This is a genomic window from Bellilinea caldifistulae (assembly GCF_001306055.1).
GTDB classification, from domain to species: Bacteria; Chloroflexota; Anaerolineae; order Anaerolineales; family Anaerolineaceae; genus Bellilinea; species Bellilinea caldifistulae.
The window spans coordinates 1-14,724 of sequence record NZ_LGHJ01000016.1; the positions used below are offsets into that span (position 1 = coordinate 1).

The 14,724-nt window shown below is 50.9% G+C and carries 12 protein-coding genes and 1 tRNA gene; 6 read left to right on the top strand and 7 right to left on the bottom strand.

Features of this window, described 5'->3' with window-relative positions:
* The first annotated feature begins 183 nt into the window (after positions 1–183).
* A tRNA-Leu gene (locus AC812_RS10035) sits at positions 184–268 on the top strand.
* Positions 269–351: 83 nt separating this feature from the next.
* Entirely contained in the window at positions 352–726 is a 375-nt protein-coding gene (locus tag AC812_RS10040; RefSeq protein WP_061915663.1) for an FtsB family cell division protein, read from the top strand.
* A gap of 73 nt (positions 727–799) precedes the next feature.
* Here the strand turns inward: AC812_RS10040 and AC812_RS10045 are convergent, their stop codons facing one another.
* Genes AC812_RS10045 through AC812_RS10055 form a run of 3 tightly spaced genes read right to left on the bottom strand, consistent with a single transcriptional unit; the run spans position 800 to position 5,431 of the window.
* The gene (locus AC812_RS10045; protein ID WP_061915666.1) at positions 800–4,660 is read right to left on the bottom strand and encodes a GAF domain-containing protein; all 3,861 of its coding nucleotides are present in this window, start codon (positions 4,658–4,660) and stop codon (positions 800–802) included.
* Complete coding sequence (locus tag AC812_RS10050; protein ID WP_061915669.1) at positions 4,657–5,076, bottom strand: ATP-binding protein; 420 nt, start codon at positions 5,074–5,076, stop codon at positions 4,657–4,659. The genes AC812_RS10045 and AC812_RS10050 overlap by 4 nt, the downstream gene beginning before the upstream one ends.
* A 19-nt stretch (positions 5,077–5,095) precedes the next feature.
* Positions 5,096–5,431 carry an STAS domain-containing protein gene (locus AC812_RS10055; protein WP_061915672.1) on the bottom strand — a complete coding sequence of 112 codons (336 nt, stop codon included), beginning with the start codon at positions 5,429–5,431 and terminating at the stop codon, positions 5,096–5,098.
* A gap of 194 nt (positions 5,432–5,625) precedes the next feature.
* Between AC812_RS10055 and AC812_RS10060 the strand changes: the two genes are divergently transcribed.
* From AC812_RS10060 to AC812_RS10075, 4 genes are all read left to right on the top strand, one after another.
* Positions 5,626–6,363, top strand: a complete 738-nt coding sequence (locus tag AC812_RS10060; RefSeq protein WP_061915675.1) for a LysM peptidoglycan-binding domain-containing protein — start codon at positions 5,626–5,628, stop codon at positions 6,361–6,363.
* 130 nt (positions 6,364–6,493) lie between these two features.
* Positions 6,494–7,567, top strand: a complete 1,074-nt coding sequence (locus AC812_RS10065) for a permease (protein ID WP_061915678.1) — start codon at positions 6,494–6,496, stop codon at positions 7,565–7,567.
* 2 nt (positions 7,568–7,569) lie between these two features.
* The gene (locus AC812_RS10070) at positions 7,570–8,298 is read left to right on the top strand and encodes a TIGR03943 family putative permease subunit (protein WP_061915681.1); all 729 of its coding nucleotides are present in this window, start codon (positions 7,570–7,572) and stop codon (positions 8,296–8,298) included.
* Entirely contained in the window at positions 8,295–9,662 is a 1,368-nt protein-coding gene (locus AC812_RS10075; RefSeq protein ID WP_061915684.1) for a TolB family protein, read from the top strand. Before AC812_RS10070 ends, AC812_RS10075 begins: the two co-directional genes overlap by 4 nt.
* 23 nt (positions 9,663–9,685) lie before the next feature.
* Here AC812_RS10075 and queG read toward each other — a convergent pair whose 3' ends face one another.
* The 4 genes from queG to AC812_RS10095 form a co-directional block, all read right to left on the bottom strand.
* The gene (gene queG / locus AC812_RS10080) at positions 9,686–10,816 is read right to left on the bottom strand and encodes a tRNA epoxyqueuosine(34) reductase QueG (protein WP_169787290.1); all 1,131 of its coding nucleotides are present in this window, start codon (positions 10,814–10,816) and stop codon (positions 9,686–9,688) included.
* 32 nt (positions 10,817–10,848) lie between these two features.
* Complete coding sequence (locus AC812_RS10085; protein ID WP_061915690.1) at positions 10,849–11,577, bottom strand: NBR1-Ig-like domain-containing protein; 729 nt, start codon at positions 11,575–11,577, stop codon at positions 10,849–10,851.
* 96 nt (positions 11,578–11,673) lie between these two features.
* Positions 11,674–12,777, bottom strand: coding sequence for a M23 family metallopeptidase (locus AC812_RS10090; protein WP_061915693.1), 1,104 nt, complete (start codon positions 12,775–12,777; stop codon positions 11,674–11,676).
* The gene (locus tag AC812_RS10095) at positions 12,774–14,696 is read right to left on the bottom strand and encodes a PD40 domain-containing protein (RefSeq protein ID WP_061915697.1); all 1,923 of its coding nucleotides are present in this window, start codon (positions 14,694–14,696) and stop codon (positions 12,774–12,776) included. The genes AC812_RS10090 and AC812_RS10095 overlap by 4 nt, the downstream gene beginning before the upstream one ends.
* Positions 14,697–14,724: the final 28 nt, after the last annotated feature.

The window sequence follows — 14,724 nt, forward strand, 5'->3', positions numbered from 1 at the left end:
ATGATCCTTTGCCGGTTTCTTCGAAACGCTGCTTTTCCATCCCGCTGATCTCCAAAGTGGTTTGGTTCGATTGTATTAAGGTTTTCCCCTTTTCGTCAATCCCAGTTGTTTGTTTTTCAACAATCTCAAGGGGTATAAAGGTTGACAAATTGGCAAATCAAGATAAAATACCATACGAACAACGCCGAAGTGGCGGAACTGGCAGACGCGCTACGTTCAGGGCGTAGTGAGCATAGCGCTCGTGAGGGTTCAAATCCCTCCTTCGGCACTAAAACCCCGCGAAAGGCGGGGTTTAATTTTTCAAAGCAAATTGCACTTGTCCGATGGATGAGATTATTGTAAGATAGAGGCATGAGCAGACTTTTCACCCACTGGAAGCAATGGCTTGTTTTACTGGCATTTGTAGTCTTGTTTTTCCTACTGATGGATTTGAATAACCGGTTGGGAGATTTAAGCCGTTTGAATAACCAGCTGGCTAAAATTGAAACCCAGGTAGCTGGTCTCAAAGCAACCGAATCGGCACTCAGCACACAAATCATATACTCCACCTCAGAAGCAGCGGTAAACGAATACGCCCGCAATCACGGGTTAATTCGAGAAGGTGAAAAGTTGATTGTTCCCTTGGGGGAAGGTACTCCTCAAAGTCAGGTGAACATCCAACCCGAAGTAACTCCTTCGCCAGTACGCAATGTAGAGGTGTGGTGGGCGTTGTTTTTTGGTGAGTGAGTAGTCTCTCTGGCTGCATGCGGTCATCATCCTTGATCCTGGATGAGGGGTGCATTTTTGATGCCAGCCAGGGTTATCCGTTTGCGCCTTTTTGATCTTCTTCTGACAAGATGCGATGTAGTACGACTAATGTCAGATCGTCTGATGGCGGGGTTCCTTCCCGAAAATCGCTCAATTGTTGTCGAACAAAATCGAGAAAGTCGGCCGGGCTGGTTTTAGGTGCTTTTTCAATTGTCGTCCGTAAACGCTGCTCTCCAAAAGTTTCCCCGTTAGGCGAAAAACTTTCTGTTACGCCATCGGTATAGAAAATCAGCCAGTCACCCGCGCCAATGGTGAGAGCATGATCGCTTAATTTGTTGGAGGAATAAACTCCCAACGCCATTCCCCCTTTGGGGAAGAGTTCCACTGAACCGTTTTGGTGGCGTAATATGAAAGGTAGGTTATGACCAGCGTTAGCGTAGCGCAGGGTGCCATCCTCAGCATTGAGAATGACATAAACTGCGGTCACGAACATGGTATTTTGGGGTTCAAAAGTTAATGCCCGATTGACTCGTTCCAGCACTCGGGCAGGAGATTCGGCATTTTGTGAAAAAGCGCGGATAAGGGTTTTTGTCACGGTCATGTAAAGGGCGGCTGGCATGCCCTTGTCTGAAACATCTGCGATTACCACGCCAAAACGGTCGCCTTTAATGCGAAACACATCGTAAAAATCTCCCCCCACCTCGCGAGCAGTCTGCCAGTGAATATCCACTTCCCAGCCGGGGATCTTCGGCAGACGATTGGGCAGAAATGTTTTTTGAATTTGGCGGGCAAGTTGAATTTCCCGTTCGAGCCGTTCGCGCTGAATCATCTCGCGGTTCAAGCGGTCGTTTTGGATTGCCAGAGAAACCTGTTGGGCAATCCCTGAGAGAATTTCTAATCGCCGGTCGTGGAAAGAAAGCGGCACATTTGACTCACTGGCAACCAGCACACCGTAAAACTCCCCTTTTACCGAAAGCGGTACCCCGAGGATCCATTGATCCTGCGGATCGTACTGCCGTTCGATTTCTTCCGCTGGCAGCAGGCAATCGAGGGTTTGCCAGTTTTGGATGGAAAAGTCTTTCTTTGTCGTCTTACAGGCAATTAGTTGTTCGCTTTCCAAGACAGCATCCAATAAGGGAAACTCGCCCAGCCGGTAGGTTTCCCCTTCCATCATCATTTCCTCCCGTTGAGAACCGGTAAACACTTTGGCAGTTCGAAACAGTTCCAGGTGCTCTTCCCACAAGTAAATGACACAGGCGTCAATTCCTACCAAAATGGGCATCAAATGAACGATGGTATCCAGAATATCTTCGAGATTGTTCTGGCTGACCACCGCTTGAGCCACCTGCAGCATGACTGCTGTCACGTAGGCTTCTTCCTGTCGGGCTTCGATCAGCATCAGATTTTCCATTGCCAGAGCAGTCTGCCGGGCAATTCCCTGCAGAAGATCCAGGGTCTGTTGATCGAAAATCCGGTTTGAATGTAAATTGTTTTCCGGTGTGTGGGCGACTAAAAAAGCACCCAGCAATCGTCCTCGTGAAATCATCGGTAAAATTACCAGCGTGCCGCTTTCTTCATCCAGACCGGCCTCGGCAAGGTGTAATTCTTCAGAAACATCCTGAATAAATATGGTCTCGCGGGTTTCAACAAGCCGCTGCACCAACGGAATAGATAAGTCAAAAGTTAGCGGCAGGGAGTTATCGGTGAGGTTCAGACCGTGTTCAGATTGCAAGATAAAAATCTGACGATTTTCGTCCCAGACAAAAAAGGCGCATTTTCTGACCCCTACCAGCATCGGTGTCAGCCTGGCCATCGTATCCAGCAGCTCTTCGACGGTCTGAGTTCCCTGAGTGGCCTCGGCAATTTGAAGGAGGATGGTCGAAATCCAGGCCTGTTCTTGAGAAGCCATGAACAGACGATTGTTTTGAATGGCAACGGCAGCGTGGTTTGCAAACGTCATTGTGATCAGACGGGCTTCGCTGCCATACCGCCCGGGCAGGTGGTGGGCGAGGGTTAGCAGTCCGAGTGGTTCATCGCCAGCTCGCAATGGAGCCGCAAGAGAGGAATAATCCGGCGGGAAGCCGAGCGCTTCGCCGAGTGGTCCAATCGGATCGGTTGGCTGGCGGATCAACGGCGAGGTGGCGTTTAATGCTTCCAGCAAATATTGATGGGCATTCGGATTGGTCTGGATCACTTCCCATACTTTTTCTGCCGGAGCGCCATGAACCGCTGCCAGCATCAGGCTGGGAGTTGCGTTCATTTCTGTGCCGGGCTGAACCAACCAGATAGCCGTTGCGTCACAAGGTAAACTTCGGTCAACCTCGTTGAGGATCCTTTCCAACAGGTCTGGTAAGGCAACATTTGCAGAAACCAGTCCGGCAATTTCCCGGAATGAGTCCGCGACCTGACGTCGCCATACTTCTGAGCGGTATAAGCGGGCATTGCGTATGGCAATGGCAATCGTAGATCCGAGTGACTCAAGGAGTGGTATGTCCCGAAAATCGAAACTGTTGACCTGATCGGACTGTAAATCCAAAACACCGAGGATTTCACCGGCATACGCCAGGGGAATAGCCAATTCGGCGCGAGTATCGGCGGGGGGCAGGTCGGAGGGGCGGTAGAGTGGTTCCTGACTTACATCGTTGGCAAGCAAGGTTTTGCCGGTGCGTGCTACCCAAGGGATAATTCCGTGCGGGTCATCCCAGTCATAGGCAACCTGCTTTTCTTCCAGGGCGTGACTGCGGGCACCGCTACCAGCTTCGTAAATTAATTTCCGCCTTCCAGGGTGTAAAATAAAAATGTGAACGTAGGGGTATCCAAAATGCTGTTGTATGGCTTCAACAACTTCTTCCAACAGCTGGTCAAAATCGAGGATCGAGGTAAGTTTATGGGTGATATCCAATAGTGCTGAAATCTGGTGAGTCCGCTTTTCCAAACCGTTGATTAACTGCATACCTTCCAGCGCAAAAGCCAGATAATCTGCCAGGGCGTGCAGCACGACCAGATCTACATCGTGGAAAGCGTCCTTCTGATCGGTTTGTAAATCCAAAACACCCAAAATTCGGCCGCCAAATTGGATTGGAATAGCAACTTCAGCTTGAATTGCTTCCCAACCCGGCAGGGAGCGGTAGTAAGGATCACTTTCAACTCGTTGGGCAATGATTTCTTTGCCGCTTGCGGCAACCTGTCCAATGATGCCTTCACCCAGGCGGATTTGCAAAAGCGGTGGTTGATCAGCTTTTCCTTCGATCTTTGAAGCGCTGGCACGATGAACCAGAGTTTTCGAAAGCGGATCGAAAGTGTAAATCGAAACCAGAAAGTAATCAAACTTTTCCAGGATTGTGCTGGTTAAATGCTGGCAAAATTGATCGAGATCCCGCAGGCGGGTTACTTCGGAGCTGACTTTACGCACCAGGGACAGTTGTTCGAGCCGCCATTTTTTAATGATTGCCTGACGCAATACCTGCATGGCGAGCGCTGCATGAGCAGCAATTCCCTCCAGATACTCGATTTCTGAGCGAGTGAAAGGCTCTCGGTTAACTCTCCGCACATGCAAAATTCCCAAGAGGTTGTCCTGGGTAGTCAGAGGCATGGCAATCTGCGGCGTGGATTGTGAATCCTCGGATGAGGATTGTGATGATCCGTTTTGCAGGACAGGTTTTCGTTTTTGGTAACATTCCTGCAAAAGGGTGGGTGCATCATCCGACGGTAAAATTTTTGAATAATTATCCCCCGGTAGAGGATACAAAGGTTTTGCCAGCCATAATTCGGCGCTGGCTGTCAGTCTGCTCTCAATCCAGTGGCAAATCGCTTCACACTGACTCGCCACATTTGTCTGTGATAGCAGCGCTTCCCCGAAGCGGAGAAATTCCTTCCAATCCGGTTCAATCGTCTGCTTGGGAGCGGGACTCATTTGCTCATCGTGCCTTTGTGCTTAATCAGTGTCAGGATGTTGTACCCTTCACGATGATCATATTGGACTTCATCCATCCACTGGTGAATAAAATACAATCCTAAACCATGATCTGAACGATTTTTCAGGGGAACATTCGTTTTAGGTTTTTCAATCTTTTTGGGTTTGAATTTTTTCCCATGATCACGCAAGGTAATGATGAGCGAATCAGCGGTGATCTCGTAAGAGAACTCGATCTCGCCTCGATCTTCTCCACCATAAGCGTGCTCGATGATGTTTGAGCAGGCTTCGTCAACTGCGGTTTCAACGCCATAGGCAGCACAAGAATCCAGCCCAAATTCTCGGGTAGCAATTTGAACCAGTTCTGCAATTTTAGCCAGGCTTTCGTATTTGCCTGGGAAAATGAAGGTGGGCATTAATCCAGAACCTGTAACCTTAGAAATTTCCCACCGCGGAAACGGTATCGTCAAAAATCTTGAAGAAGGGAGTGAAACCGGCGAGGTCGAGAGCGGAAAGGATATTTGGCTGGACATTTGCCAGTACTACCTCACCGCGGTTATAACGTTTGCAGGTTTTTTGGGCACCAATCAACACCCGTAATCCGGCACTGGAGATGAAATCCAAATCTTGCAGGTCTAATACAATCCGAAAACGACCTGCGTCCATGATTTCGTTGAGTTTCTCGGCGAGACGCGGAGCGGTTGCGCTGTCCACGCGACCGGATACTTTCACCACATCACAGCGTTTAAATTCTGTGTGATTAATTTCCATGGATTTCCTCCAGTTGGTTAAGATGGGCGGTTGTTCAATAAATTATATCATGAGCAATCCTTTATCAGTGCTTGACAAAATCAAGGCTATCCCGATTCTGGTTTTTTAGTGTAGAATACTTCTCGTAAACCTGTAAGTCCCATCCCACTTTCACCGGAGAAAATGATTCACCCCGGAAATGGAGCAGGAAAATCATGAGTGGAAAAAATTCGCCTCAAAGCGTGATCGATTCCTATCGCAAACGCCAGCAGATGATGCCATATATCACATGGGGTCTGGCAGGATTGCTGGTTTTGATGGGAATCATCCTGATCTTTTTATGGGTCAGTGGAGGAAACCGGCCGCAAATTGCCTTGTTTTCTTCTCCTACACCGACTGCCACTTCAACGTTGACCCCAAGCCCGGTGCCACCGACTGCTACTGTGACATTGACCCCCACTGAAACCGAAACTCCGACCCCAACGCTCACCTTCACACCCTCAGGGCCATTTGAATACACCGTTCAAAGCGGGGATACCTGTTTCGATTTAGCAGTCAAATATGAAGTGGATTTGCTGGTGCTGCTGGCGTTGAATAATTTTCCCGCCGGACAATGCCCCATTCGCGAAGGGGATAAAATTCTGATCCCCGCTCCCAATCAACAATTGCCCACTGAAACCCCGCTGCCGACCGGCCTACCGCGTGGTACACGGATCGAGTACGTGGTCAAAACCGGAGATACATTGGATTACATTGCCTCGATCTTCAACTCCACGGTTGATGACATCATGCTGCAAAATAAAATTACCGATAAAAATTTGATCTCTGCCGGACAAGTCTTAATTGTGCGGGTCAATCTGGTTACGCCGACTCCCACCCGTCCACCAACGTTAACCCCAACCACGGGGGATCAACAACCGACCACGACCCCTTCGCCGACCAGCAGTTCCTGACAAATATTTTTGATTTCGAACAAGAAAAAAAGGGGCTTTCACGGTTAGGAAAGCCCCTTGCTTCTTTCCGGATCATAATATGGTATAAATTCTTCGTAATTCAGGTTATTTGGAGTTAGAAATCCTCGAAATGTTCAAACAAACTCCTGCTGTCAGTTCGGGTTGGGGGGAGCGGATTACGGCACATTTACCGGTGGTCATTTTAGCCGGTGTGTTAGCGCTGGCGGGAATTGCCCGGTTACAGCAGATTTTCAACTGGCAAATTGAATGGCTGCTTGTACTAAGCGATGGTATGAGCAATTTCTCCGCAGTATTTCTGGGTATCTTTATTGAGGCGGCTCCATATCTCTTGTTGGGAACACTGGCATCTGGTCTGGTGGAAGTGTTCTTTAGCCCTGAAGAACTGGTTCGTTTGGTGCCGCGCAGCCGCTTCCTTGCAGTTGGGCTGGGTGGATTGCTCGGTTTATTCTTCCCGGTATGTGAATGCGGGAGTATACCGCTGGCACGCCGTTTGATGAGAAAGGGAGTTCCGGTTCCGGTTGGGATTGCCTTTCTACTGGCAGCCCCGGTCATCAACCCGATTGTCATAGCCAGTACTTTTGCGGCGTTTGGGAATACGCCCATTTTTTGGCTTCGATTTGCACTTACTCTGCTGATTGCAGTTGGGGTTGGTCTGTTGTTCCTGTTTGAAACAGATATGAGCCAAATCATCCGGCCGATGAATGCAGACCTTGCTCCATCTTTTCATCTCGATTTTGGTCACGACCATCATCCCAATGAACAATCTCCCTCTTTAAAACAAAAATTCAAAAAGGTATTGTTAATTGCCTCGGATGAGTTTTTTGAAATGGGACGCTTTTTAGTCGTAGGGGCTTTGCTTGCCGCTCTGATGCAGACTTTTGTGCCGCAAACCTGGCTGCTTTCCCTGGGACAAGGCCCAATTCTTTCAGTGATTGTGCTGACTCTGCTGGCGGTACTGCTTTCGGTTTGCTCCACGGTTGACTCCTTTATTGCGTTGGCTTTCAGCAGCACATTTTCTACGGGTGCGGTTCTGGCTTTTCTGGTATACGGCCCCATGGTGGATATCAAAGCAACGCTGATGTACTTGCGGGTGTTTAGAAGGAAAACTGTTGTGATCCTGATCGTCTTACCATGGCTGTTAACCCTGGTTGCCAGCGCAGCGATTAATTTGTGGGTGAGGTGAAGGTGGCACTTCGGGTTGGAAGAAGTTTTCAGGCTTTGTTGATGGCGCTATTGGGATTGTTTTTACTCAGCCGCATCTGGAGCGGGGACATTTTGTTGTATATCAATCAGCGCTTTGTGGTTTTGGTGTTTCTGGCGGGTTTGGCTTTTGTCATCCTTGCCCAGGTTCTTTATGCAGAACGGGTATCCAGCCAGAATGAGGAGGAAAGTACCAAAAGTTTTTCAAAATCGAATCTGTGGTGGTTGTCCATTCCGATTCTGATTGGTTTTCTTGTACCCGCCAGACCCTTAAGTCCCACGGCCGTAGCCAACCGGGGAATCAGCATTGATGCACCACTTTCAGCACGCATCGAAGATACGTCTGATTTACTTTCTCTTAGTCCCACTGAAAGGACGGTGCTGGATTGGATTCGCTTGTTCAGCTTTAGCGAGAACCAGCAGCAATTCGTTGGTCAACCAGTGGATGTTACGGGATTTGTGTTCTCGGATGGCCGCTTGAGTGAAACCCAATTCATGGTGGGGCGTTTCACGATCACTTGCTGTGTTGCGGATGCAACCGCTTTAGGGATGATCGTTGAATACCCACAGGCTGCCGTGTTGAAACAACTCGGTTGGGTGCGGGTGCAAGGAAAATTGGATTTACTGGAGCGGGATGGCCGCATGCTGCCGGTGATACTGGCCGAATCGGTTGAGGCGGTCGCGCCACCGGCACAGCCCTATCTTTTCCCATGAAGCCGCGTCGTTTTGAACGAGTGGTTGTGATCACCATCGTCCTGCTGGTGGCTGTGCTGGCAGGGTTGGCTTTGATCACCTTTCAAATCGGGCTGTCCAATCCGCAGGTTATTTTTGCGGGTGAGGCAGGATGGATTGGCGGGCGCGGTCCGGTTGAATTGCAATTTCAACAAGACATGGAGCGTTCTTCGGTTGAAAGCCGGCTGTCCTTCGAGCCGGGGTGGAAGGGTACATGGCGCTGGGTGGATGATCGCACGATTCGCTTTTTCCCCGACCTTACGCTTGGCGAGGGAACGTCTCTCAAACTGATTCTGGGGCAGGGCGCTCGCAGCCGTGACGGGCGGGTCTTACGCCAGGCTTATATGGTAAACCTGCGCATTCGTCCAGCCTCGCTGGTTTTTCTGAATGATCCGCTTGTTTCGACAGAATTGGTTTGGATGAATCCTCTGACCAATGAACATCAATTACTGACCAACAGTGGAGGGCGGGTTTTCGATTTTGCTGTATCGCCAGATGGAGAAAAAATTATCTATTCCAGGATCAACCTTCGAGATGGTACCGATCTGATCCTGATCAACCGGGATGGTACGGGTGAAAAGGTATTGGTGGAATGCGGCGAATTTGCCTGCATTGAACCGACCTGGACGCCGGACAGCCGATTTGTGGCGTATACCCGTTATGAAAGCGGTTTGACTGCCAGTTTGATGGAAGGAATTGGGAAAATCTACGTTGTAGATGTGGAGACCGGCAGCAGTAATTTACTTTTTAATAATCCCGGTCTCTTTGGATCTTTACCGGTTTTCTCGCCGGATGGTTCTGCGGTTTCGTTTTACGATATTGGCGAACAAGCCATTCGGCTTGTCAATTTACTGGATGGCAGCAGTTCGATCATCCCCAGCCGCGTGGCGGGACGCGGAAGCTGGTCACCGGATGGGCACACTTTGCTGGTGGCAGATTGGGATGGTGAAGCAGCGATCCCGCGCAGCAATCTCTTTCGATTGGACCTGGAAAGCCGTTCGGTCAGCCGTTTTTTTGAAGAAACGTTTGAGGTGCTGGACGTTTCATTACCGGCATGGTCGCCGGATGGGAAACTGGTCGTGTGTGCGGTTCAAACTCAGAGCCGGCAGGAAGGCAAACAATTGTGGCTGTTTGACAATCAGGGTCAACCTTTGGTTCAGATCACCAATGAGCCGCGAATGAATTATTCATCCTACCAATGGTCGCCGGATGGAAAGAGAGTGGTGTTTCAACAGGTTAATCTTGGTCAGCCGGATGACCTGCCTAAAATCTTAATCTGGCAACGGGAAAATCAGCAGATTGAAACCCTTTTTGAAAACGGTGCATTTCCTCAATGGATGCCGTGAAGGAAGCGGGGCAAAACCCGATCTTAAGGGAGGTTTTGAAGGGCAGAGCAGATTTCCTGGACTACTTGGGGGTGGGTTTCGGTCTTCAAAGCCTCTTGCAGGGCAGTGCGGGCTTGCTCCCCGCCGATGCGCCCAATTGCCCAGGCTGAATGGGAGCGAACCAGTGGTTCCTCATCGGATTTCAGAGACGTTATCAGTGCCGACAGATTTTCACTGCGCAGAGAATTTCCGAGGGCGACTGCCACATTTCGCAAGTAGCCGCGCCGTTTGGCGCGCAGAACGGGGCTTTGGCTGAACTTCTGCTTGAATTCAGCCTGTGAAAGCAATATCTCACGGCTCAAGACCGGACGGGCTGTGTCCTCTTTTGGAGAAAATGCAGGATCATGATGGGGTGAGGCAAAGCGGATATTCCACGGGCAGACCTGCTGGCAAATATCACAACCAAAAACCCAATTATCGAGAGCCGGGCGAAGATCCGGTGGAATTTCGGTTTTATTTTCGATGGTGAGGTAAGAAATGCACCGTCTGGCATCCAGAGTGCGGTCAGGCAGAATACAGTGGGTTGGGCAGGCTTGAATACACCGCTGACATGAGCCGCAATGATCGGCAGGAAAGGGCGAGTCTGGTTCGAGATCAAGAGTGAGGAATAATTCACCCAGTAAAAAGTAAGAGCCGATACGTGGATTAATCAGGCAGGTGTTCTTGCCAACCCAGCCGAGGCCGGCACGTTGGGCTAAATCGCGTTCCAGAACGGGGCCGCTATCCGTAAGGATCTTCCATTCAAAAGACCGACCAATTTTTCCTTGTAAGGCTGTGACCAACTCCCTTAATCGGGAGGGAATGATAGTGTGGTAATCTTCTCCCCATGCGTAAGCCGCCACCTTGCCGAATGGTTTTGAAGACGCGGGAGGGGCATCTTCGGGGCGGGGGTAGCGGAGGGCAACCACAAGGATGGTCCGAACACCCGGCAGGATCAAAGATGGGTCAGCTCGTCGGGCAACTGCATCCGGGCGGGAGAGATAGGCCATTTCACCGTGCATCCCTTGATTGAGCCATTTTTGGAAGGATGGAAAGGATGTCGGTGGAGAAGGATCCGTAAAACCAACAAGATCAAAGCCGAGACGAATGGCCTCGGCTTTGATGAATTCCTTCAAGTCTGGTGAATTCCCCACCATTGTGAAGAGAACTACGGTGTTGGGGATGGGGTTTCCGTTTCGGTCGGCGCTGGCGGTGGTGTATTTGTGGCTGGGGCGACTGTTAGCGTTGGCGTGGGAGCGCTGCCGGAAACTTTAATGTCGAGAGTCAGGGTGAAAAAGTTTTGCCCATCGGCGTTGGTCAAAACCCAGATGGTTCGATAATCGCCGGCCTTAGCGGGCGCTTTCATATTCAAAACCAGATCCACATTTTCATTGGGTTTAACTTCTTTGGGAAAGCGAATGTCCGACGCTCCAAATCGCAGTGTTGCATCCCCAAGGAAAAATCTGACCTGATAGGCGGTTGTCCACGTGGTCGTGCCAGTGTTCTTAACTGTCCAGGTCAGGGTGAAGGGTTGCTCCGGGTACATGACCGTACCATCCAGTGGAGATTGGGTCACAAAATCCGCACGATCTGCCACCGACGGACGGGTTGCAGTTGGGGGGATGGTTAAGGTGGGTGTATCGGCGCTGGTAGGTGACACGGCTTGAGTCGGTTCAGGGGTATTAGTCGGTGGTAAAGTCGCCGTCGGTGTGGCGGATGGCAGACTGGCTGCGGTCTGGGTTAAACCGGCAGCGACAGTTTCCGCGGCTTGTGTGAAAATCAAGGCCGGGTCGGTGGTGGGGGTTGCTTCTGAGCGGCTGCATGCCGAAAGCAGTAATAAACCCGTCAGCAGGGTAAACAGAATTACCTGCTTTGTAATTTTCTTGTTTGATATCATTCTTCCTCCAATTTCCAATCCAACCTAATGATACCTGCCATTTGTCTGGCAGACAACCCCCCGATTCTGTACTGACCCGCTCAAATTGTCAAGGTTTTACGGTTCAATGGGCTGCCACAGGGCATTATTGGAGGAGGACGCATCGGGTAAGCGGTCTGAAAATCCGTATCCTTCCCGGAAGGTTATGTAGGTAATTGCTCCTGGTAGAATCTTGAAGCGGGTCTGGTAATCGGTTTCATTGTAGGAAAATTGAAGCGTGTAATCACCGGCCGGCAAGTCGCTCAGCACCAGATTTTCGCGGTAGTAATCATCGCTGTTGACACTTTCGGGAGCATAGGTTCGTACTACCCAGCTGCGTTTGATCTCCGCCGATGAAACTCTTACGTCCAGCAGGCGGATGAGAGATCCATCGGCTTTCATCCACCGACCGACCAACACTCCCCATCCTTGCGGTGGTGCGAGCCATAATTCGGGGTTGCGAGACACATAATAACTATTCCGTTCGAGGCGCACTTCAAAATGGAGATGCGGGCCGGTGGTGAAGCCAGTGTTCCCGACAATACCCAGTTGATCTCCGGCTTTGACCGTTTGGCCGAGTGAAACGTCTACGCGATCCATGTGGGCGTAAATGGTATACAACTGACGGCGGTCAAAACCAAAATTATGGCGGATGGCAACAGCGATGCCGTAGGGATCATCGGGTGAATCCGGCCCTTTGTAGAGACCAATTCCGGCCCAAACAACTGTACCATCGGCAGCTGCTATGACCGGTGTGCCACGCATGGCGTCAATATCAATGCCGGTATGAACGATATTCGTGCCAGTGAAATAATACCCATAACGGTAGTCAGCCAGCGGCCAGTTGACCTCATCGGCGGCAATTGGGCGGATGAAGTAAAAATGATCGTGCGGACTCAACGCCCACGGAACTTCGTAAAGCGGAGGACGCCAAAGAGAAACCGGCGGGTCTGATGGTGTTGGAAAAGTGAATTTCAGCGGTTCTTCAGCTTCCGGATTTTGCAAGCCGGTTAAGTCCTTTGAGATTGTCAGGACAGAATCGGGTGTGGGTGTGGTGATACTATTCAATGACGGTTCAATGAATCCTGGTTCGGATGCATCTGCGGCAGCGCTCCTCTGACAGGCGTTCAGGAAGAAGCCAAAAATCAAAGCCAGAAAGCAAATAAAACCGGATTTGGTCATGGCTGAACGGCTCCGGGCAGTGGTGTCCAGGTTGGACGGCGGGTTGGCTGACTGGTTGGCGTGGAACTCGGCAGAGGAGTTGCAGTCCGGTAAAAACGGATAGTCGGTGAAACGGTCGGTGTGAGTGTCAAAGTTGGGATGGAGGTGGGAGTTTGGAGTGCCTCCGGCGGATAAAATTGCGCCATTGCCGCTGCCCAGTTCAGGCCATCGGTTTTGACCAGCTGGTTAAACCGGGCAGCCGGATAGAAGGTACGCCAGTTTTGCAATGCCGGCACTGGCTGCCAGCCAAAGCGGCTGGCCAGTTCGGTAAAATCAATCCAGTATCCGTCAGGGATAGAAACCAAAGCACCGCCCTGTTCGTATGCGCGCGGGTCGCCGTTATAGCGCGCATCCAGAGACCACGGGTGCTGACGCATCGGCAATCCTTGTGACCCATCCTGATAGCGGGCACGGATAAAGATGCGCCAGAAGGTTTGCCCGTTGCGTTCTTCACGGGTGATCGTCATCCAGCCAGCCTGAACGGGTAGCGAATTGACCGCAAAGGCACGACCGGTCAGCAGCCACTCATCCACACTGCCCGGGTGAGGCGGTTCGGTGATGGGTAAGTAAGCGTTTTCCAGGTTACCCAGCACATCCCAACCGGACTGCCTGGCGACTTCACGGCGAAGGGCGAGAAAGGATTCATCTACGGCATCGTGCAGGAAGGGGTAGGGGACGTTGACATCGGTCAGAGCAACCAGCCCAAAACGATTAGGAGGAGATTGAGGGGCAAGGGTGATTTGAACGGTAAACAACGAAGGCAGCACTGCCGGGCTGTCCACCAGAAATTTTGAAATTAAATCGTTGATTTGCCCGCCTTTCCAATCCATGCCATGAATGGCAGCCGGCATGACCGATAACGGCAAAGCCAGTTTTTGGGATGACACCTCAAAACCAGCCAGGTTATCCTGTAAAAAGTCGGCCTGGCGGGTGAGGAGTACTTTTCCGTCCGGACTCCAGATTGAATTGTGACCTGCCAGCACTGGAAAAGCGGGGGTTTGCGGAGTGCTGCTATCCCAAAGGAAGATGGTGTCTGTGGCGTTATTTTGTCCTCCCCAGGTCAAAAAACGACCATCCGGTGACCAGGCTGGCGAACGAACCGGACTACCGACTCCAAGGCTGATGTTGGTGTACCGTTCGCCAATTTGATCCAAACGAGCCGTCCAGACTTCATCCTGTCCGTTGCGGTCAGAAACAAAGGCGATTTCTTGCCCCAAAGGTGACCAGGCGGGGGAATGGTCGGCACTGGGGGTATTGGTGAGCGGGATTGGTGGCTGGCTCAAATCCGAAAGTGACTGGATAAAGATATCCAGATTGCCGTTTGTGTGGGTTTCATACGCCAGCCACTGCCCATCTGGAGACCAGGTCGGCCAGCCATCGTACTCCGGTGTGTCGGTCACGCGAGTTAAGTTTCCATTGCGCAGGTCAAAGATGTAAATATCCCAATAGCCATTGCGCCGGGATGCGTAAGCAATTCGGCTGCCATCGGGACTGATTGCGGGGTGTAAATCATCCCACGGATGATTGGTCAGGCGGGAAAGTGGTAAGCGGGTGGGATGAAAGGCGAACAGGTGGACAAATGGTCCATCACTCATCGCAAGCACAATCAAGCCGTCCGGATCTGTGTCGTTTTGCGGAGCTATCGATTCTCCAAGAGCCACATTCAAGAGACTGGCTTGTGGAGATGATTCTGTTGGCACGAGTGTATCTAAGGGGGGAATAGTTGGCAGAAGCGCCGGTAAGGTTGGGGTAGGAAGCAGCAGGTATTGATCCCGGATAATCGGGATGCCGATCCAGAGAAGTACCACCAATAGAGCAAAGAAGAAGGTCAACCAGCCTAACGGTTGTCTTTTTTTATTTGCTTTTGGGGAAGCAGCCATCTATCTCCCAATACCGAACGTTTTGGCA